This window comes from Aeromonas sp. WP2-W18-CRE-05 (assembly GCF_014168615.1).
Lineage (GTDB): Bacteria > Pseudomonadota > Gammaproteobacteria > Enterobacterales > Aeromonadaceae > Aeromonas > Aeromonas caviae.
Genome location: NZ_AP021917.1, coordinates 80,001 through 99,908 on the forward strand (window position 1 = coordinate 80,001; position 19,908 = coordinate 99,908).

The 19,908-nt window shown below is 62.7% G+C and carries 15 protein-coding genes, 1 tRNA gene and 3 rRNA genes (1 of these 19 cut by a window edge); 13 read left to right on the top strand and 6 right to left on the bottom strand.

Annotated elements, in window-relative coordinates:
• The 11 genes from H7R73_RS00345 to H7R73_RS00395 all read left to right on the top strand — a co-directional run.
• Positions 1 to 543 (top strand): 23S ribosomal RNA (locus tag H7R73_RS00345) (it extends 2,346 nt beyond the left edge of the window).
• A 123-nt stretch (positions 544 to 666) separates the two neighbouring features.
• Positions 667 to 781, top strand: a 5S ribosomal RNA gene (rrf, locus tag H7R73_RS00350).
• A 47-nt stretch (positions 782 to 828) separates the two neighbouring features.
• Positions 829 to 904: transfer RNA gene (locus H7R73_RS00355), tRNA-Thr, on the top strand.
• 22 nt (positions 905 to 926) lie between these two features.
• Positions 927 to 1,041 (top strand): 5S ribosomal RNA (gene rrf / locus H7R73_RS00360).
• Between the two features lie 164 nt (positions 1,042 to 1,205).
• Positions 1,206 to 2,171: a transcriptional regulator EbgR gene (ebgR, locus tag H7R73_RS00365; RefSeq protein ID WP_041214116.1), complete on the top strand. Its 966-nt coding sequence runs from the start codon at positions 1,206 to 1,208 to the stop codon at positions 2,169 to 2,171.
• A gap of 321 nt (positions 2,172 to 2,492) precedes the next feature.
• Positions 2,493 to 5,567, top strand: a complete 3,075-nt coding sequence (gene ebgA, locus H7R73_RS00370; protein WP_103259262.1) for a beta-galactosidase subunit alpha — start codon at positions 2,493 to 2,495, stop codon at positions 5,565 to 5,567.
• Complete coding sequence (locus H7R73_RS00375) at positions 5,564 to 6,019, top strand: beta-galactosidase subunit beta (RefSeq protein ID WP_043851543.1); 456 nt, start codon at positions 5,564 to 5,566, stop codon at positions 6,017 to 6,019. Before ebgA ends, H7R73_RS00375 begins: the two co-directional genes overlap by 4 nt.
• A 101-nt stretch (positions 6,020 to 6,120) precedes the next feature.
• On the top strand, positions 6,121 to 7,566 hold the full coding sequence (locus H7R73_RS00380) for an amino acid permease (RefSeq protein ID WP_103259263.1): 1,446 nt from the start codon (positions 6,121 to 6,123) through the stop codon (positions 7,564 to 7,566).
• A gap of 62 nt (positions 7,567 to 7,628) precedes the next feature.
• On the top strand, positions 7,629 to 7,967 hold the full coding sequence (locus tag H7R73_RS00385; RefSeq protein WP_005342042.1) for a tRNA-binding protein: 339 nt from the start codon (positions 7,629 to 7,631) through the stop codon (positions 7,965 to 7,967).
• Between the two features lie 167 nt (positions 7,968 to 8,134).
• Positions 8,135 to 9,580: an amino acid permease gene (locus tag H7R73_RS00390; RefSeq protein ID WP_103259265.1), complete on the top strand. Its 1,446-nt coding sequence runs from the start codon at positions 8,135 to 8,137 to the stop codon at positions 9,578 to 9,580.
• A gap of 273 nt (positions 9,581 to 9,853) precedes the next feature.
• Positions 9,854 to 10,825: a bile acid:sodium symporter family protein gene (locus tag H7R73_RS00395; protein WP_103259266.1), complete on the top strand. Its 972-nt coding sequence runs from the start codon at positions 9,854 to 9,856 to the stop codon at positions 10,823 to 10,825.
• Between the two features lie 57 nt (positions 10,826 to 10,882).
• On the opposite strand, the gene ovoA is transcribed toward H7R73_RS00395, so the two are convergent.
• Positions 10,883 to 13,030: a 5-histidylcysteine sulfoxide synthase gene (gene ovoA / locus H7R73_RS00400; RefSeq protein WP_103259267.1), complete on the bottom strand. Its 2,148-nt coding sequence runs from the start codon at positions 13,028 to 13,030 to the stop codon at positions 10,883 to 10,885.
• A 297-nt stretch (positions 13,031 to 13,327) separates the two neighbouring features.
• Here ovoA and H7R73_RS00405 point away from each other — a divergent pair, with 297 nt between their 5' ends.
• A complete protein-coding gene (locus H7R73_RS00405; RefSeq protein WP_103259268.1) occupies positions 13,328 to 14,050 on the top strand; it encodes a GIN domain-containing protein in 723 nt (240 codons plus the stop codon).
• Between the two features lie 72 nt (positions 14,051 to 14,122).
• Here H7R73_RS00405 and H7R73_RS00410 read toward each other — a convergent pair whose 3' ends face one another.
• The 3 genes from H7R73_RS00410 to H7R73_RS00420 form a co-directional block, all read right to left on the bottom strand.
• The gene (locus H7R73_RS00410) at positions 14,123 to 14,629 is read right to left on the bottom strand and encodes a DinB family protein (protein WP_010672467.1); all 507 of its coding nucleotides are present in this window, start codon (positions 14,627 to 14,629) and stop codon (positions 14,123 to 14,125) included.
• A gap of 63 nt (positions 14,630 to 14,692) precedes the next feature.
• Positions 14,693 to 15,541, bottom strand: coding sequence for an S-formylglutathione hydrolase (fghA, locus tag H7R73_RS00415; RefSeq protein WP_103259269.1), 849 nt, complete (start codon positions 15,539 to 15,541; stop codon positions 14,693 to 14,695).
• Positions 15,542 to 15,592: 51 nt separating this feature from the next.
• Positions 15,593 to 16,720 carry an S-(hydroxymethyl)glutathione dehydrogenase/class III alcohol dehydrogenase gene (locus tag H7R73_RS00420; RefSeq protein ID WP_010672469.1) on the bottom strand — a complete coding sequence of 376 codons (1,128 nt, stop codon included), beginning with the start codon at positions 16,718 to 16,720 and terminating at the stop codon, positions 15,593 to 15,595.
• 118 nt (positions 16,721 to 16,838) lie between these two features.
• On the opposite strand from H7R73_RS00420, the gene H7R73_RS00425 reads away from it, so the two are divergent.
• Positions 16,839 to 17,744, top strand: coding sequence for a LysR substrate-binding domain-containing protein (locus tag H7R73_RS00425; RefSeq protein WP_039039541.1), 906 nt, complete (start codon positions 16,839 to 16,841; stop codon positions 17,742 to 17,744).
• A 63-nt stretch (positions 17,745 to 17,807) separates the two neighbouring features.
• On the opposite strand, the gene H7R73_RS00430 is transcribed toward H7R73_RS00425, so the two are convergent.
• Together H7R73_RS00430 and H7R73_RS00435 are read right to left on the bottom strand one after the other, a co-directional pair.
• On the bottom strand, positions 17,808 to 18,773 hold the full coding sequence (locus H7R73_RS00430) for an ABC transporter permease (RefSeq protein WP_010672471.1): 966 nt from the start codon (positions 18,771 to 18,773) through the stop codon (positions 17,808 to 17,810).
• 2 nt (positions 18,774 to 18,775) lie between these two features.
• Positions 18,776 to 19,894, bottom strand: a complete 1,119-nt coding sequence (locus H7R73_RS00435; protein WP_048209188.1) for an ABC transporter permease — start codon at positions 19,892 to 19,894, stop codon at positions 18,776 to 18,778.
• Between the last annotated feature and the right edge of the window lie 14 nt (positions 19,895 to 19,908).

Sequence of the window (19,908 nt, forward strand, 5' to 3'; positions counted from 1 at the left end):
GTCGAGCAGGTACGAAAGTAGGTCATAGTGATCCGGTGGTTCTGAATGGAAGGGCCATCGCTCAACGGATAAAAGGTACTCCGGGGATAACAGGCTGATACCGCCCAAGAGTTCATATCGACGGCGGTGTTTGGCACCTCGATGTCGGCTCATCACATCCTGGGGCTGAAGTCGGTCCCAAGGGTATGGCTGTTCGCCATTTAAAGTGGTACGCGAGCTGGGTTCAGAACGTCGTGAGACAGTTCGGTCCCTATCTGCCGTGGGCGTTGGATGATTGAAGGGAGTTGCTCCTAGTACGAGAGGACCGGAGTGAACGAACCTCTGGTGTTCGGGTTGTCACGCCAGTGGCACTGCCCGGTAGCTAAGTTCGGAATCGATAACCGCTGAAAGCATCTAAGCGGGAAGCGAGCCCTGAGATGAGTCATCCCTGACCCCTTGAGGGTCCTAAAGGGCCGTTGGAGACCACAACGTTGATAGGTGGGGTGTGTAAGCGTAGCGATACGTTGAGCTAACCCATACTAATTACCCGTGAGGCTTAACCATACAACACCCAAGAAGTGTTTCTGGCCTTGTAGCGAATGAGCGAACTACTTACGAATTCAGTGGTAATGACAACGCAAACTAGCGAAGTCGTTATACACATCAGCTTTCTGGATTAAGAATTTGCCTGGCGGCAATAGCGCAGTGGAACCACCTGACCCCATGCCGAACTCAGAAGTGAAACGCTGTAGCGCCGATGGTAGTGTGGCATTCGCCATGCGAGAGTAGGACACTGCCAGGCACCCAATTTTAGATTACGCATTGAGCGTGGTCTTTACCGGTTAGTGTGCTGATATGGCTCAGTCGGTAGAGCGCATCCTTGGTAAGGATGAGGTCCCCAGTTCGATTCTGGGTATCAGCACCATTTTCAAGCAGTACAGCTTTTGCCTGACGGCAATAGCGCCGTGGAACCACCTGATCCCATGCCGAACTCAGAAGTGAAACGCGGTAGCGCCGATGGTAGTGTGGCATTCGCCATGCGAGAGTAGGACACTGTCAGGCACCTATTCAGAAGAGGCCTCCCATGCGGGAGGCCTTTTTGCATTTCTGTCCTCCCGCCGCAATTCCCTGCTTCTATTTCAGTAAAAATGCTGGGCTATCAAGGGATTGCTCGTTACTCTTTAGCCGTTGCCCGATGAACACGTGATGCTGCCTGCGAGGTATTGATGGCTACGTTGAAGGAAATTGCACAGGAGGCGGGGGTATCGCTTGCTACCGTATCCCGTGTGCTGAACGAGGATCCCAGCCTGAGCGTCAAGGACGAGACCAGGCAGAAGATCTTCGAGATTGCCGAGCGGCTGGAGTACAAGACCAGCAGCGCCCGCAAAGGGGTGCACAAGAGCAAGCTGCAGCTCCTGGCTGTCTACGCCTATCCCCAGAGCACCGAGGTCAACGATCCCTATTACCTCGCCATCCGCTACGGCATCGAGACCCAGTGTACCCGCCTCAACATCGAGCTGGCCCACTGTTACAACGGTGCCGAGGGGCGTGAGCTCTCTGCCGTCGATGGCATCCTGGTCATCGGCCATCTGCCGGAAGAACGGCTGGCCGTGCTGCGCGGCCTGTCTGCCCAGCTGGTGTTCGTGGATTGCCGCTCTCAGGGGGATTTTGACTCGATTGACGTTGATTTGGCACTCATCAGCCAGCAGGTAGTGGACTTCTTCATCGCCGAGGGCCATCAGCGCATCGGCTATATCGGTGGCCAGGATGATGGCCCGGATCTGCGGGAACTCGCCTTTCGCGATTATGGCCAGCGCCTTGGCGTGGTGCAGGAGAGCGACCTCTATCGCGGAGACTTCTCCAGCGCTTCCGGCTACAAGCTGGCGAAGGAGATGCTGGCCGGTGACTGGCCCAGGGCGCTGTTTGTCGCCTCCGACTCCATCGCCATCGGTGTGCTGCGTGCCATCCACGAGAAGGGATTGGCGATTCCCCAGCAGATCGAGCTTATCAGCGTCAACGATATTCCGACCGCCAAGTTCACCTTCCCGCCGCTCTCCACGGTGCGGATCCACTCCGAGTTGATGGGCTCCCAGGGGGTCAACCTGCTGGTTGAACGGCTGCGTGACGAGCGGGATATCCCGCTGCGGGTGCTGGTACCGAGCAAGTTGACCCTACGTGGTACTACACGATAATTTTAGTAAAACACCTATGTTTTTAGTCGCGCCATCTTGCGGTGGTGCGACACATCTCCCAAATAAATCTCTTTCCCATCTCTTCCCGCAAACTCATATCATATTGTTTTATAATTGATTTCATTGCAATTCAGCCTACTGCTATCAACATCCATGCCACTCATTCATATCTTGCTCTCCTTTATATCCCGCTTCTGATCTCGCTCACAAAACCATCTGTTCATTGTGATCAGGTTAAAACTTTACCTGTTCAGAACTGATATTTAGTAAATGTTTATCTAGAGTTTACCCAGTTAACGTTGCCTTGTTCCGGGAGGACATGTGAATAACTGGGAAAACGTCCAATTCGTTGGTGAAAACAGGCTGACTCCGCGTGCCTACTTCTTCTCTTATGCCGACCACGCGCTGGCGGCCACCATGCAGCGCGAGCTGAGCCGCCGTTTTCTGGGGCTGAGCGGCCAATGGCAGTTCCGCTACTTCGACCACCCCCTGCAGGTGCCGGAGGCCTTCTATCACAGCCCCATGAACGAGTGGGGCCAGATCACCGTGCCCAACATGTGGCAGATGGAAGGGCATGGCAATCTGCAGTACACCGACGAAGGTTTTCCTTTCCCCATCGATGTGCCCTTCGTGCCGACCAACAACCCCACCGGCGCCTATCAGCGCAGCTTCACGCTGAGCCCGGCCTGGGACGGCGAGCAGGTGATCATCAAGTTTGACGGGGTGGAGACCTACTTCGAGGTCTATGTGAACGGCCACTACGTCGGCTTCAGCAAGGGGAGCCGCCTTACCGCCGAGTTCGATATCAGCGCCTACGCCAAGGTTGGCGAAAACCTGCTGTCGGTGCGAGTGATGCAGTGGGCGGACTCCACCTATATCGAAGATCAGGACATGTGGTGGATGGCGGGGATCTTCCGCGACGTCTACCTGGTGGGCAAACCGGCCGCCCATGTGCAGGACTTCTTTATCCGCACCGCGCTGGCTGATGGTAATCAAAGCGCCACCCTGAGCTGCGATATCCAGCTGGAGAATCTGGGAGCGCTCGTCCGTGATCACCGTCTGGTCTGGTCCCTGCTGGATCAGGGCAGCGAGATCGCCAGCGGCACACTCGACCATCTCGCCATCGACGGCAAGTGTGATTGCCGCTTCACGCTGGATCTGGCCAACCCCCATCTGTGGAGCGCCGAAGACCCCTACCTCTATCAGCTGCAACTCTCCCTCTACAACGGTCAGGGCGATCTGCTGGAAGTGATCCCGCAGCGGGTCGGGGTGCGTGAAATCACCGTCAAGGATGGCCTCTTCCATGTCAACGGTCACTACCTCAAGCTGCACGGGGTGAACCGTCACGACAACGACCACCTCAAGAGCCGTGCGGTCGGCATGGATCGGGTGGAGCGCGATATCGTGCTGATGAAGCAGCACAACCTCAACTCGGTGCGCACCGCCCACTACCCGAACGACCCGCGTTTCTACGAGCTGTGCGACCAGTACGGTCTGTTCGTGATGGCGGAGACCGACGTGGAGACCCACGGCTTTGCCAACGTCGGCGATCTCAGCCGCATCACCGATGACCCCTTCTGGGAGCCGGTGTTTGTGGACAGGATCGAGCGCCACGTCCACGCCCAGAAGAACCACCCCTCCATCATCATCTGGTCGCTGGGCAACGAGTCCGGCTACGGCTGCAACATCAGAGCCATGTACCAGCGCTGCAAGGCAATCGACCCAACCCGGCTGGTGCACTACGAAGAGGATCGCGATGCCGAGGTGGTGGATGTGGTGAGCACCATGTATTCCCGCGTCTCCCAGATGAACTGCTTCGGCGAGTTCCCGATGGCCAAGCCTCGTATCCTCTGCGAATACGCCCACGCCATGGGCAACGGCCCGGGTGGCCTCAGCGAATATCAGCAGGTGTTCGACCGTCATCCCCACATTCAGGGCCACTACATCTGGGAGTGGTGCGATCACGGCATTCTGGATCAGGACGAGCAGGGACGCCCGGTCTACAAGTACGGCGGCGACTACGGCGACTACCCCAACAACTACAACTTCTGCATGGATGGTCTCATCTATCCGGATCAGACTCCGGGGCCGGGCCTGCGTGAATACAAGCAGGTGATCTGCCCGGTCAAGGTGCGGGCGCTGGATCTGGCGAGCGGCCGGCTTGAGCTGGAAAACCGTTACTGGTTCTCCACTCTCGACGATATCCGCCTGCTGGTCGAAGTGAAGGCCGAGGGCGAACTGCTGGCCAGCCAGCAAATCCGGTTGGAAGGGATTGCCCCCGGCGCCACCACAGATCTGCAACTCGAACTGCCATCCCTAGATGGGCGGGAGACTTTCGTCCAGCTGCGGGTCATCAAGGCCACCGCCACCCATTACAGCGCGGCGGAGCACGAGCTGGGCCAGTACCAGTTCCAGCTGAAGGCATCGACTCGCCAGCTGCAGCCCTTTGCCAATCCCAACGCCACTGCGTTGCAGATTGCCGACGAGCGGCTCGCGCTGACCTTGAGCGGCAGCGGCTTTGCCCTGCGCTTCTCGCGCCTCGACGGCAAGCTGGTGAGCTGGCAGCAGGACGGTATCGAGCTCATCGAGCGCTCGCCGCGCCTCACCTTCTTCAAGCCGATGATCGACAACCACAAGCAGGAGTACGAGAGCCTGTGGCACCCGAATCACCTGCAGATCATGCAGGAGCACTTCCGTACTCTGAACTGGCGTCAGCTGGGCGAGGCGGTCGAGGTGACGGTGGAAAGCCTGCTCGCGCCGCCGGTGTTCGACTTTGGCATGCGCTGCCGCTACGTCTACACCCTGAGCCCGAACGGCCAGCTGCACGTGGCGCTGTCCGGTCAGCCCTACGGCGGCTATGACGACATCATTCCCAAGATCGGCTTCGAGCTGGGTATTCGTCAGGATCTCGACCGGGTGCACTACTACGGCATGGGGCCGGGCGAGAACTATCAGGACAGCCGCCAGAGCAACTGGATCGACAGCTTCCAGAGCACAGTCAGCGAGATGTGGGAGCACTACCCCTTCCCGCAGGACAACGGCAACCGCCAGCAGGTGCGCTGGGCGACCCTGACCAATCGTCACGGTGCCGGTCTCTACGTGCGACCCGATGCCCCCATCAACCTGAGCGTCTGGCCCTACAGCTGGGAGCACATCCACGGGGCGCAACACATCAACGAGCTGGAACCGAGTGGCTATCTCACTCTCAACCTGGATTACAGGGTGCTGGGGCTCGGCTCCAACTCCTGGGGCTCCGAGGTGCTGGACTCCTGGCGGGTGCGCTTCGAGCCGTTCAGCTTCGGCCTGACCCTGCTGCCCATCTCCCGTGGCAACCTCAATCCGGCTGCGCTGGCCGGGCTCGATCTCACCATCAACGGCGGGAGGAACCTCGCATGATCACCCTGGACAACCTGACCCTGTTCAAAAACATCTACCGGGAGGGCAAGAAGTGGGGCCGCTGCGTGGAGGCCATCAACAACCTGCCAAACCTCAAGCCCGGCATCTGCCACTCCATCGGTGACTCCCTCACCTACCGCTTGCAGGAGGGGGCCAGCCCGGCCACCTCCCTGTTCGAGGGGCAGCGCCGCTACTTCGACGTTCACTACTACCTGGAAGGGGAAGAGACGGTGGAGTGGGCAGCCAAGAGCGAGCTGGCGGTCGAGCAGGCCTATGACGACACCACAGACCGCGAGTGGCTGGCAGGCGAGGTGCGTGAGCGCCAGCAGGTGGGCAACGGTCAGGTGGTGATCTTCGAGAACGACGAGGCCTACCGTTTCGTCGGCGACGGGCCGGTGCGCAAGGTGATCATCAAGGTCACCGTCGAAGGCGGCTACTTCAAGAACAAATAACAAGCCGCCGGTTCTGCACTGACAAAGCCGAAAGGGCGGGGCTCACCCTACACATCATGCCCCGCCCTTTCGCGAGATAACTACAGGTCTGGAGATGCACCATGTCTGATTCCAAACGCAATACGATAGGCAAGTTTGGTCTGCTGTCGCTCACCTTCGCGGCGGTATTCAGCTTCAACAACGTCATCAACAACAACATCGAGATCGGTCTGGCCTCGGCCCCGATGTTCTTTCTGGCCACCATTTTTTACTTCATTCCGTTTTGCCTCATCATTGCGGAGTTCGTGTCACTGAACAAAAACTCCGAAGCGGGGGTGTATGCCTGGGTGAAGAGCTCCCTCGGCGGTCGCTGGGCCTTTATCTCCGCCTACACCTACTGGTTCGTGAACCTCTTCTTCTTCACCTCCTTGCTGCCGCGGGTTATCGCCTACGCCTCCTATGCCTTCCTCGGCTACGAGTACATTCTCACTCCGGTGGCGACCACGGCCTTGAGCATGGTGCTGTTTGCCTTTGCCACCTACGTCTCCACCAACGGCGCCAAGATGCTGGGCCCCATCACCTCGGTGACCTCGTCCCTGATGCTGCTGCTGACCCTCTCCTACATTCTGCTGGCAGGTGCGGCCCTGGTGGGCGGCGTGCAGCCAGCCGACCCCATCACGGTGGAGGCCATGGTCCCCGATTTCAGCTGGGCCTTCCTCGGCATCACCACCTGGATCTTTATGGCGGCCGGTGGTGCCGAGTCGGTGGCGGTCTACGTCAATGACGTAAAAGGCGGCTCCAAGTCCTTCGTGAAGGTGATCATCGTCGCCGGGATCTTTATCGGGGTGCTCTACTCCATCGCCTCGCTGTTAATCAACGTGTTCGTCCACAGCGACACCCTGAAATATACCGGCGGCTCGGTGCAGGTGTTCGAGGGGCTGGCGGCTTACTTCGGCTTGCCGGAGATCCTGATGAACCGTTTCGTCGGGCTGGTCTCCTTCACCGCCATGTTCGGCTCCCTGCTGATGTGGACGGCGACCCCGGTGAAGATCTTCTTCTCCGAGATCCCGGCCGGCATCTTCGGCAAGAAAACCGTCGAGCTGAACGAGCACGGCGTGCCCGCCCGTGCAGCCTGGATCCAGTACCTCATCGTGCTGCCGCTGATGGTGATCCCGACTCTGGGCTCCAACACAGCGCAGGATCTGATGAACACCGTCATCAACATGACCGCTGCCGCCTCCATGCTGCCGCCGCTGTTCATCATGCTGGCCTACCTCAATCTGCGGCTGAAGCTCGACCACCTGCCGCGGGATTTCAAGATGGGCTCGCGCTCCACCGGCATCGCCGTGGTCTCGGTGCTGATCGTCCTCTTCTCGGTGGGCTTCCTCGCCTCCACCTTCCCGACCGGCGCCGACATCATGACCATCGTCTTCTACAACGTCGGCGGGATCGTGATTTTCCTCGGCTTCGCCTGGTGGAAGTACAACCGCTACGAAGCCTCCCTCAGCGCCGAAGCGCGCGCGAAAGAGGCCGAGCCAGCGGCGCAGGTCGTCATCCAGCCGTCATGACCCCATCAAACCGGGTGGCCGTTGGCCACCCGCAAACCGTTGAACCAGAAAAGGAAAAGTGCATGAGCGAGACGATCGAGTTTGCCGAATTCAAGCGGGTCGAGATGAAGGTGGGCAAGGTGCTGGAGGTGGTGCGTCACCCCGGGGCCGACAAACTCTACATCGTCCAGATCGACGTGGGTGGCGAGCGGCCGCTGCAGACCGTCACCAGTCTGGTGCCTTACTACAGCGAAGAGGAGCTGATGGGCAGCGAGGTGGTGGTACTGACCAACCTCAAGCCCACCAAAATGCGCGGTGAGCGATCCGAGTGCATGTTGCTCTGCGCCGAGACCCCGGACGAGAGCCAGAGCGTGCTGTTGCAGCCGCGGGTGCCGATGGCGCCGGGCACCCCGATCGTCTGAATGATATTGCGAGCCGGTGTGGTGAGATTGCACCGGTTCACCAGCGAGGCCGTCCACGCGGCCCGATCATAACAAGAGAGTAAAGGGCAGGGTCGACAGACCCTTGCCAAACACATCACAGAGTCACAGCGTTACCCGCAGGGAGCGCGAGTCCACTGGAGGACACCATGTCTGAATCCGTACGCGGCACCATAGGCAAGTTTGCCCTGTTGTCGATGACCTTTGCCGCCGTGTTCAACGTGCGCAACATCGTCAACAACAACATCGAGCTGGGGCTCAGTTCCGCCCCCATCTTCCTGCTGGCGACCCTCGTCTACTTCATCCCGTTCGTTTTCATCATCGCCGAGTTCGTCTCGGCCAACAAAAACTCCGAGTCGGGGATGTACGACTGGCTGAAAAAACCGCTCGGCACCCGGATGGCCTATCTGGGCTCGTTTCTCTACTGGTTCGTGAACCTGTTCTGGTTCGTCTCCCTGCTGCCCAACGTCATCGCCTACGCCTCCTACGCCATGCTGGGCTATGAGTACAGCTTCTCGCCCATGGTCACCTCAGTCATCTCCATCGTGCTGTTTGCGGCGGCGACCCACATCTCCACCAAGGGGGCGAGCTGGCTTGGCAAGATTGCCGAGATCGTGGCCTACGGGGTGTTTGCCCTGTTCGCCATCTATGTGCTGGGCGCCCTGATGGCCCTGAGTGGCGATCATGTGCCAGCCCAGCCCATCACGCTGGAGGCGATGACTCCCACCGTCAACTGGGCGACGCTCGGCATCATGTGCTGGATCTTCCAGGCGGCGGGCGGTGCCGAAACGGCGGCGGCCTACCTCAATGACGTGAAGGGCGGCCAGAAGTCCTTCATCAAGGTGATCATCAGTGCCGGCATCGTCATCGGCGCCATGTATGCGGTCGGTTCCCTTTTGGTGAACGTGTTCGTGCCGCGCGAGAGCCTCACCTATGCCGGCGGCATGGTGGAGATCTTCACCGGCATGGCGCAGTATTTCGGGCTTTCCGAGGCGATGGTGGGCCGCTTCGTCGGCGTGGTGCTGTTCATCGCCATGTTCGGCTCCATGATGATGTGGACCTCGGCGCCGGTGAAGATCCACTTCTCCGAGATCCCGCAGGGGGTTTACGGCGAGAAGACCACCCAGCTCAACGAGCACGGCGTGCCGGTGCGCGCCGCCTGGTGGCAGTTTGTCTTCGTGTTCGCGATGCTGGTGGTCAACGGCTTCGGCTCCGAGTCGGTGCAGCAGATGATGAACACCGCCATCAACCTCACCGCCGGTACCGCCATGTTGCCGCCGATCTTCATCATGGTGGCCTACTTCGTGTTCCGCTGGAAACATGACGACACCCCCCGCGATTTCCGCATGGGGTCGCGCAAGTTCGGGATGGGCGTGGTGTCGGTACTGATTGCCATCTTCGTGGTGAGCATGAGCGCCTCCGCCTTCCCGGCCGGGGTGGATCTGGTGCGCGCCTTCTTCATCAACGTCTTCATGACCGCGGTCTTCTCGGCGCTGGCCTACTGGTGGATCTCCCGCTTCGAGAAGCGGCAGGCTCGCAAGCTCGCCGGCAATGAGAAGAAAACCAGCAACGGCAAGCTGGCCAGCCAGCGCTGATCGGCAGAACGAAAAAGCGAGACGGGCGGCCTGGGTCGCCCGTTTTTTGTTGGCCGGATCCGGGGTCAGAGGGGCAAAATCGTTTAGTTTTGCTGTGAGAATGCGCGTTATCGTTTAACAAAATGAAACAAATGAAGCTGCCGCTCAACTTTGCACCACAGGGTGTTCGGGGTAAGCTTGTCCCTTCGTATCCGGGGTCGCCGCCTGATGACGCCTTCCCCGTGCCCTGTCGTCCCCATCCCGTGCGGGACGCGCTTTCTCTGGAGACTCTCCGTGCGTCTGGATCCTTTTACCTCTGTGCTGATTGCCGTGGTGGCCCTGGCCTCCTTCTTCCCCTGCGAGGGGCAGGTGGCCGTCTGGTTCGGTCTGCTGACCAAGCTGGCGGTGGCGCTGCTCTTCTTCATGCATGGTGCCAAGCTGTCGCGCCAGAACTTGCTGGCGGGCCTGGGCCACTGGCGACTGCACCTGGTGGTGATGACCAGCACCTTCCTGCTCTTCCCGCTGCTGGGGCTCTTGCTCACGCCGCTGGTGCCCCAGTGGCTGAGCCCGGCCATCTATCTCGGTTTCTTGTATCTGTGCGCCCTGCCCGCCACCGTGCAGTCGGCCATCGCCTTCACCTCCATGGCGGGCGGCAATGTGTCGGCGGCGGTGTGCAGCGCCTCGGCCTCCAGCATCCTCGGCATCTTCCTCTCGCCGGTGCTGGTGGGGCTGATGATCAATGTGCAGGGGGAGGGGGTCGATACCTGGCACTCCATTCAGGCCATCATGGTGCAGCTGATGCTGCCCTTCGTGGTGGGCCACCTGTCACGCCCCCTCATCGGTCGCTGGGTCGACAGCCACCGGCCGCTCATTGGCAAGCTGGATCAAAGCTCCATCCTGCTGGTGGTCTACGTCGCCTTCAGCGAGGCGGTAGTGCAGGGGATCTGGCACCAGGTCGGCTGGTACGATCTCGCCAGCATCGTGCTGCTGAGTTGCGTGCTGCTGGCACTGGTGCTGGGGTGGAACGTCTGGATCAGCCGTCGCCTCGGTTTCGAGCGGGCTGACGAGATCACCATCGTCTTCTGCGGCTCCAAGAAGAGCCTGGCCAACGGGGTGCCCATGGCCAACGTCATGTTCCCGGCCGCCAGCGTCGGGGTCATGGTGCTGCCGCTGATGATCTTCCACCAGATCCAGCTGATGGTGTGCGCCGTGCTGGCCCGCCGCTACCGCGAGCAGGAGGCCCTGCCCCAGGTACAGGAGGGGTAAGCGGTCCGGATAAAGAAGAGGGAGGCCATGGGCCTCCCTCTTTCGTTTGCCGCGTCGTCAGCGTTTGCGCCAGACGGTGAGCTGGGCCACCGTGTGCTGGTACTTGCGGGCGGTCTCGCGGATGACGAAGGGCACATCCCGCGGCGGGCAGTGCTCCTCGAACTCCTCCGCCAGCAGCCGTTGCAGCGCCTGATAGGTGCCGAGGGCCTCGCCGTTTTCCCGGATGCCGCCGAGCCAGTTGGCCTTGGGGGTGTAGTCGGTCAGCCAGGTGTAGGGGCTGGTGAGCACCAGCAGGCCGCCGCTGCGAAGGCGCGGAGCAATGTCCCGCAGGAAGCGGGCGGGCTCCCGCAGCCGGTCGATGAGGTTGGAGGCGAGCACCAGGTCGTAGTCGCCGTACTTGGGCTTGAGGTTGCAGGCATCCCCCTGGCTGAAGTGGACCCGCTCGCTCTGCTCGCGACCGAGCTCGTGGCGGGAGAGGCGCGCCTCGCAATATTCCACCAGATCCCCTTCCACCGGCACCGCGTAGCGGAAGCTGTCCTGTCTTGCCAGGGTCAGGGCCACGTCGATGAAGCGGGCCGAGTAGTCCACCCCGTCCACGTGGGCGAAGCGGCGAGCCAGTTCGAAGCTGGCGCGGCCGGTGGCGCAGCCGATGTCGAGCGCCCGCTCATGGCGGCCGCAGAGCTCGCTGGCAAGACCGGCCAGAGCCTCGGCGTAGTTGGCGACCCCGAAGTGGCTCGGACCGTACTGGAAGTCGAGATACTGGGCGACCAGGGTGTCGGTTTCATAAGGGTTCACGATGACGGGCTCCTGATGGCGTGAGACCAGGTAGCGGAAGCCCGCATGCTGGAAGAAGTGGCGACGGAAGGCGTAGCGGGAGGATTTGAGTGCCTCGTTGCCGGTGCTGATCCAGCTCCCGCCCTTGATGAGGGTGTGCTTGCCGTCGAAGGTGGGGGTGGAGAAGTCGTCGTAGAGGGGGTGCACCTTGAACCCCTCGAAGCCGTCGATGGCGGTGCTGGTCCACTGCCAGACGTTGCCCACCAGATCGAAGAAGCTGCCCTGGGGGCAGGCATCCACCGGGCAGGAGGAGGCGAAGCGGGCCAGGTTGATGTTGCCGGGGGCCTCCATCCAGTCCGGCTGATCGCCGGCCAGTTGCTCCCGCAGCAGCATCCACTCCCCCTCGCTTGGCAACTGGACGGGCAGGCCGGTCTGATCCGCCTTCCAGCGGCAGAAGGCGGCGGCCTCCAGCTGGTTCACCTCCACCGGCCAGTCCCAGGGCATGGGGACCTGCTCGGTCATCAGCCGCAGTTGCAACTGCTCGGGTTCATTGGGATCGCCGACCCAGAAGGTGGGCATGCGGGCGTTGGCATACTGGCGCCAGCCCCGGCCCTCGTCGTCCCACCAGGCGGGCGCTTCATATCCGCCCGCCTGCACGAAGGCCAGGTACTCGGCGTTGCTCACCAGCATGCGGCTGGCCTGGAAGGGGGCCAGCTCGATGTGGCGCTCGCCGTATTCGTTGTCCCAGCCGTAGGTGGCATCCTGTTTGCCGAGGCGCACCTGGCCGCCGGCCACCGGCAGCAGGGTGTTGACGGGGACGGCGGCGAGATCGTGGCGCGCCTCGGGGCAGACCGGCCACTGGGGCTGGCTGCGCACCCAGGCCAGGGGCAGCTGGCGGATCAGCACGCTGGAGGTCTCGAGGTGGATGCGCTCGTGCTCTATGCCCATCAGGATGACCCAGGCCGGGCTTTGCCAATGGATGGGCAGCTCGATCGGCATCCGCTCGATGAACTCACACACCAGGGCGCGTACCCGGCCGCGGTAGTCACGCAGCTCGGCCACCGTGGGCCAGTCGTAGTGGGTTTCGTCCAGATCGTCCCAGCTCATCTCGTCCACCCCGATGGCGACCAGGGCCTCGATGCGTGGGTCGAGCCGACTCTCGATGAGGCGGGCCGCCAGCAGCTTGTTGACGAAGAAGGCGGCGGTATGGCCGTAGTAGAAGATGAGGGGGTGGCGCAGGGGGATCGCCTTGTTGAACCAGGCCCGCTCGTCGGCCAGGCAGTCGAACAGCGAGTCGTAGAGATCGAAGGTCTGGCAGAAGTAGGCGAGGAGCTCGCGGCGCTTGTGGTCGGGATCGTCGCCGGTCAGCAGCGGGGTGCGGGTGGGGGCAGGCAGGCCCGGATGAACGAATGAGTGGCTGGCTTGGGTCACGCTCTGACTCCTTGTTGATTCTGGCGGGTGAAGCAGCGATGGAGTGCTCTATACGCACCAGGTATCACTATTGGCTCAACGAACCGGGGCGGCAACCAAAAAATGGGTCAACGCCCCCCTTCGGGTGTGGTCAGATTGACCAGATTGTGGTCTGAATGACTCTTTGTTGTGTGCCATTAGAGCCTCGAAATATTGAAATGGATAGATAAATCATGATGTTAGCCATATGGCACAGGGTTTGCTGATTGCCACTCACCTGCCGCGCCGTGCGGCAAAGAGGAAACGAGGAGTAGCGGGATGAAATGGATGCTGGGAGTGGTGCTGGCCCTGGGACTGACCGGATGCAGCTGGCAGGATGACGTCAAGGTGCGCGGGGAGGGGGCCGTGGTGGAGCAGCAGCATCCCCTGGGGCGGGAGGTGACCCGGGTGCTGGCGGGCGTGCCCGCCAACCTGTACCTGGTGGCGGGAGAGAGCCACACCCTCAGGGTCAAGGGGGAGGCCAACCTGCTGCCCTATCTGGTGCTCACCGAGCAGGGGGAGAAGCTGGAGATCGAGGTCAAGGATGGCTACCGGCTCGACCCCACCCAGCCGCTGGAGATCACCATCACCCTGCCGACGCTGCACGAGTTGGCACTGGCGGGGGTTGGCAACGGTGCCTTGCGCGACTTCAAGGGGGATGATCTGGTGCTCTCCCTGGCGGGCACGGGGGACATCGTCGCCAGCGGGCTGACGCTGGATCGGCTGGAGGGCAACATCGCCGGGCTGGGCAACCTGGATCTGGGGCAGGGCTCCGCCCGGGTGATGGCGCTGAACATCGCCGGCGCCGGTGGTGTCAAGGGGGCCGGGTTCGCCAGCGAGGAGGTCGAGGTGAGCATCGCCGGCAGTGGCGAGGTCGAGGTGCGGGCCCGGTCGCGGCTCAAGATAGAGATCGCCGGTGCCGGTGCGGTCAACTACTGGGGCAGCCCAGCGCTGACCAGCGAGATCGCGGGCTCGGGCCAGGTGAGCCGGTTGGGGAGCTGATCCCATCACCGCAACAATGAAAAAGGCCCCTCGGGGCCTTTTTTGCAGGATGCGACGCTGTTGGGTGACGCTTCACTCGAGGGGGAGTGCGAGGCCCAGATCGGCGTTCAGGCGCATCAGCAGCCACTGCATGCCGGCGAGGTGCTGGTGGTCATGGCTGACGAGCAGGCGCACCAGACCGTCCAGGGTCACCTCCCCATAGCCGCCATAGCGGGCGCGGCGCTGCCAGGCGTCGGACGGCACCGTCTTCAGCCATTCGACGGTCTGCAGGCGGGCGGTGCGAAAGCGGTCGAGCTGCGTGGCGGTATCCTGTCGGGGGTAATCATGGTCCAGCGCCAGCTGATAACCATCGAGGGAGGCGAGTTCCGGCAGGCTCTCCGCCAGGGTGCGACGAAACCGCACCTGATAGCCCAGCACCTCGATGTCCAGCAGGTGGCAGAGGTGCCCCCTGGCACTGAAACGCTCGGAGGGGATCCCGGCCCAGTTGGCGGGTTCCCAGTCCAGACGGTCGGTGGGGACCTGTGCCAGCAGCCGCTCGAACTGGTCCGGCATGGCCAGCAATGTGGTGAAGAGAGGCATCCTTGTCTCCTGTTTCCGGGTGAATGGCCGCCCGCTGACGGGGCGGCCACGAGCGGGTCAGCCTCAGGCCGGTTCGCCCAGGTGGTTGGCGTGAAAGCGCAGGTGCGCCTCGATGAAGCTCGCCACGAAGTAATAGCTGTGGTCGTAGCCGGCATGGCGGTTGAGCGTCAGGGGCCACGCCCGGGTGGCGGCCACTTCGGCCAAGGTGTCGATGCCGAGCTGCTCCGCCAGGAAGGGGTCGTCCAGCCCCACGTCCACCAGGGTCGGCAGGGGCGGGCTGTCGTGGTGGCGCAGCAGCTGGCAGGCATCCCACTCCTGCCACAGCAGGGGGTTGTTGCCGAGGTAGGCGCCGAGGGCCTTCTGGCCCCAGGGGCAGCGGCTCGGGTGGCTGATGGGGCTGAAGGCCGACACCGAGCGGTAGCGACCCGGCTCGCGCAGGGCGGCGACGAGGGCGCCGTGGCCTCCCATGGAGTGGCCGCTGATGGCGCGCTTCGTCGAGACCGGGAAGTGGGTCTCGATGAGCTCGGGCAGCTCCCGGGTGACGTAATCGTACATCTGGTAGTGATCCCGCCAGGGGGTCTGGGTGGCGTTGACGTAGAAACCCGCCCCCATGCCGAGGTCATAGCCGGGATCGTCCGCCACCCCTTCACCGCGGGGGCTGGTGTCCGGCGCTACCAGAGCGATACCGAGCTCGGCGGCGATGCGCTGGGCCCCGGCTTTTTGCATGAAGTTCTCGTCGGTGCAGGTGAGACCGGAGAGCCAGTAGAGCACCGGGACTTTCTGGCCGGTGAGGGCCTGGGGCGGCAGGTAGATGGCGAAGCGCATCTCGCACCCCAGCACATTGGAGCGGTGGCGATACTGCTTGTGCCAGCCGCCGAAGCTCTTGTTGCTGCTGATGATGTCCAGATTCATGTAAGGACTCCTTGCCCCGCCCATGCATCGATGGGCGGGGCGCTCATGGGATCAGTAGTGGATGACGGTGCGGATGCTCTTGCCTTCGTGCATCAGATCGAACGCCTCGTTGATCTGCTCGAGGGGCATGGTGTGGGTGATGAAGTCGTCCAGCTTGAACTCACCCTGCATGTAGCGCTGTACGTAGCTCGGCAGCTCGCTGCGACCGCGCACGCCCCCGAAGGCGCTGCCGCGCCACACCCGGCCGGTGACCAACTGGAACGGACGGGTGCTGATCTCCTGGCCCGCACCGGCCACGCCGATGATGACGGATTCGCCCCAGCCCTTGTGGCAGCACTCCAGCGCCGCGCGCATCACCTTGACGTTGCCGATGCACTCGAAGGAGAAGTCGACGCCGCCGTCGGTCATCTCGACGATCACCTCCTGGATGGGCTTGTCGAACGTGTTCGGGTTGATGCAGTCGGTGGCGCCCAGCTTGCGGGCCAGCTCGAACTTGCTCTCGTTGATGTCGATGGCGATGATGCGGCCGGCCTTGGCCAGGCGCGCGCCTATGATGGCAGAGAGGCCGATGCCCCCCAGCCCGAAGATGGCGACGCTCTCACCCTCTTTCACCTTGGCGGTGTTCATCACGGCGCCGATGCCGGTGGTGACGCCGCAGCCCAGCAGGCAGACCTCTTCCAGCGGGGCGGCCGGATCCACCTTGGCGATGGAGATCTCCGGCAGTACCGTGTATTCGCTGAAGGTGGAGGTGCCCATGTAGTGGTAGATGGGCTGGCCGTCCTTGGAGAAGCGGGTGGTGCCGTCCGGCATCAGCCCCTTGCCCTGGGTGGCGCGGATCTTCTGGCACAGGTTGGTCTTGCCGGATTTGCAGAACTTGCACTCGCCGCACTCGGGGGTGTAGAGCGGGATCACGTGATCGCCGACCTTGACGCTGGTGACGCCCTCGCCGACGGACTCGACGATACCGCCCCCTTCATGGCCCAGTATGCAGGGGAAGACCCCTTCCGGATCTTCACCGGAGAGGGTGAAGGCATCGGTGTGGCAGACGCCGGTCGCGACGATGCGCACCCGCACCTCGCCAGCCTGGGGCGGCATGACCTCGACCTCTTCGATGGAGAGGGGCTGACCCGGTCCCCAGGCGATGGCGGCTTTACACTTGATGCTCTGAACCTGTGCCATGAATGACGTCCTCGTAGTGGTTGGATGAACGGAAATGAGTTCGGAGATCCAGTGTAGTTTCCCGCCGATTTGGTGATAATAACGCTAAGTATCAAATCACTTTTACACACAGGTAATAATGTTCGGCTGGGAAGGGGTCTGTGAATTTGTCAGCGTGGCGGAGCAGGGGGGCTTTACCCCGGCCGCGCGCAAGCTCGGGGTGTCGGTGGCCCAGGTGAGCCGCCAGGTGGCGCAGCTCGAAGACAGGCTGCAGGCCAAGCTGCTGCTGCGCACCACCCGCCAGGTGCGACTCACCGAACTCGGGGAGATCTATTTTCGCCACTGCCGCCAGTTGCTGGACAACCTCTACGAGGCGGAGCTGGCGGTGGGACGCCATCAGGCGGTGCCCCAGGGCTCCTTGCGCATCACGGCCCCGGTCTCCTACGGCGAGAGCCGCATCGCCCCCCTGGTGAACGACTTCATGGTGCGCTTCCCCCAGCTGGAGGTGACCCTCAACCTCACCAACCAGTTGCTGGATCTGGTGCACGAGGGGTTCGATCTGGCGATCCGCCTCGGCCACCTCAAGGATTCGACCCTAGTGGCCCGCAAGCTGGCGCAGCGGGTACCCTATGTGTGCGCCTCCCCCGCCTACACCGCCCGCCACGGCATGCCCAACAGTCTCTCGGAGCTGGCCCGTCACACCTGCCTGGTGGGCAACGGGGACGAGTGGCACTTCACCCTGAACGGTAAACCCCACAGCGTGCGGGTACGCGGTCTGCTTCAGTGCAACAGCGGCCACGCTCTGCTGGATGCGGCCATCAAGGGGATCGGCATCATCCAGCTGCCGGACTACTACGTGAGCGACCACCTGGCCCGGGGGGAGCTCATCGAGCTGCTGCCGGAGCTGCGGGCCCCCGAGGAGGGGATCTGGGCCCTCTATCCCCACAACCGCCACCTCTCCCCCAAGGTGCGGTTGCTGGTGGACTATCTGGCCGAGCGCCTCAGCGATCCCCACCAACCTGCCCTGGTACGGCCCATCGGTTGAGCCGTCGCCCGAAAAAGAAAAGGCCCGCATGTGCGGGCCTTTTGTATGGCATGAAGGGCGGGGCTATTCCCGCTCCTTGACGTAGGGGGTGCCGAGGGCCTTGGGGGCCACCGCCTTGCCGATGAAACCGGCCAGCAGGAACACCGTCAGAATGTAAGGCAGCGCCTCGATGGCCTGCACCGGGATCGGGAAATCGCCGATGCTGACCCCTTGCAGCCGGATGGCGACCGCGTCGAGGAAGCCGAACAGCAGACAGGCCGCCATGGCGTTCCAGGGGCGCCACTTGCCGAACACCAGGGCCGCCAGCGCCATGAAGCCCTTGCCCGCGCTCATGTTGGGGATGAACTGGGCGGTCTGGGCCACCGCCAGATAGGTGCCCCCGATCCCCGCCAGCAGGCCGCCGATGATGAGGGCGGTGTAGCGCATGCGCACCACGGAGATACCGGCGGTGTCGACCGCGGCCGGGGCCTCGCCCACCGCCCGCAGCCGCAGGCCGAAGCGAGTGCGGAACAGCACCCACCAGGCCAGGGGCACGGCGGCGAAGGCCACGTATTCCAGCAGGGAGTGACCGCTCAAGAGCTCGCTGTAGAGCTGGCCGATGACGGGCACGTCATAGAGCTCCTTGGCATAGGGCAGGTCGATGGGGGCGAAGCGCGCCGCGCCGGAGAGCGCCGGGGTCTGGCCCCCCTGATCGAACCAGTAGCGCCCCAGGGTCACGGTGAGACCGGCCGCCAGGATGTTGATGGCCATGCCGCTCACCACCTGATCACCCCGGTGGGTGATGGTGGCGAAGCCGTGCAGCAGGGCGAACAGGATGGAGATCCCCACCCCGACCCCCAGCCCAATCCAGGCGGAACCGGTGACGGCGGCCGCCGCCGCACTGGCGAAGGCGGAGGCCAGCAGCTTGCCCTCCAGGGCGATGTTGACTACCCCGGAGCGTTCACAAAACATCCCGGCCATAGCGGCAAGAATGAGCGGCGGTGCGGTGCGGATGGTGGCATCCAGCATCAGGATCAGCATTTCGAACATGATCAGGCTCCTTTCACTTGGGCGGCCGGGCGGTTGGCAAAGGCCAGATAGGCCTGCTCGATGCGCGGGCGCAGCATGTGCTCCAGGGCGCCGCAGAACAGGATCACCAGACCCTGCAGCACCACGACGATGTTGCGGTCAACCCCGAACTCGAAGCTGAGCTCGGCGCCGCCCTGGTAGAGGAAGCCGAACAGCAGGCTGGCGATGATGACGCCGACCGGGTGGTTGCGGCCCATCAGGGCCACCGCGATGCCGGTGAAGCCGAAGCCTTCCACGAAGTTGAGCTTGATCTGGTGCAGCTCACCCTGCAGCACGTTGAGGGCGAAGAAGCCCGCCAGCATGCCGGAGATCACCATGGCCAGGATCACCACCTTGGGATAGGAGATGCCCGCGTAGGCGGAGGCACTCTGGCTGGCGCCCACGGAGCGGATCTCGTAGCCCCAGCGGGTATGCCAGATGAAGACCCACACCAGGGCCGCACAGATCAGTGCCCAAAAGAAGCTGATGTTGAGTGGGCTGTTCGGCACCGTCACGCCGACCGCCGCCAGCAGCTCGCTCATCTTCGGCAGCCAGCTCGCCATGGCGAACACCTTGCTCTCGGTGGCCATGGATCCTGGCGGCTTGAAGACGTCGACCAGCAGGTAGGCCATCAGCGAGGCGGCGATGAAGTTGAACATGATGGTGGTGATGACGATGTGGCTGCCCCGCTTGGCTTGCAGCCAGGCCGGGATGAAGGCCCAGGCCGCGCCGAACAGGCCGCCGGCGATGATGGCGAGCGGCAGCAAGAGGGCGAACGGCAGCACGTCCCCGAGCAGCAGACAGACCAGACCGACCCCGAGGCCGCCGATATAGGCCTGCCCCTCACCGCCGATGTTGAACAGGCCGGCGTGGAAGGCCACCGCCACCGCCAGACCGGTGAAGATGAAACCGGTGGCGTAGTAGAGGGTGAAGCCTATCCCCTCGCCGGTGCCGAAGGCGCCGTACCACATGATTTCGGCTGCCTCGATGGGGCTGATGTCGAGGTAATAGAACAGGATGGCCGACACCAGGAAGGCCAGCAGGATATTGACTGCGGGCAGCACGCCCACGGATATCCAGGCAGGAACACGTGCTTGGCTCATGAATGGGCCTCCTT

Coding starts and splice junctions, on each gene's coding strand:
- H7R73_RS00385 (WP_005342042.1), top strand. CDS start 7,629: ATGAGCGAGACGATCGAGTTTGCCGAATTCAAGCGGGTCGAGATGAAG.
- H7R73_RS00435 (WP_048209188.1), bottom strand. CDS start 19,894: ATGAGCCAAGCACGTGTTCCTGCCTGGATATCCGTGGGCGTGCTGCCC.
- ebgR (WP_041214116.1), top strand. CDS start 1,206: ATGGCTACGTTGAAGGAAATTGCACAGGAGGCGGGGGTATCGCTTGCT.
- fghA (WP_103259269.1), bottom strand. CDS start 15,541: ATGAATCTGGACATCATCAGCAGCAACAAGAGCTTCGGCGGCTGGCAC.
- H7R73_RS00410 (WP_010672467.1), bottom strand. CDS start 14,629: ATGCCTCTCTTCACCACATTGCTGGCCATGCCGGACCAGTTCGAGCGG.
- H7R73_RS00405 (WP_103259268.1), top strand. CDS start 13,328: ATGAAATGGATGCTGGGAGTGGTGCTGGCCCTGGGACTGACCGGATGC.
- H7R73_RS00390 (WP_103259265.1), top strand. CDS start 8,135: ATGTCTGAATCCGTACGCGGCACCATAGGCAAGTTTGCCCTGTTGTCG.
- H7R73_RS00425 (WP_039039541.1), top strand. CDS start 16,839: ATGTTCGGCTGGGAAGGGGTCTGTGAATTTGTCAGCGTGGCGGAGCAG.
- H7R73_RS00420 (WP_010672469.1), bottom strand. CDS start 16,720: ATGGCACAGGTTCAGAGCATCAAGTGTAAAGCCGCCATCGCCTGGGGA.
- H7R73_RS00380 (WP_103259263.1), top strand. CDS start 6,121: ATGTCTGATTCCAAACGCAATACGATAGGCAAGTTTGGTCTGCTGTCG.
- H7R73_RS00375 (WP_043851543.1), top strand. CDS start 5,564: ATGATCACCCTGGACAACCTGACCCTGTTCAAAAACATCTACCGGGAG.
- H7R73_RS00430 (WP_010672471.1), bottom strand. CDS start 18,773: ATGTTCGAAATGCTGATCCTGATGCTGGATGCCACCATCCGCACCGCA.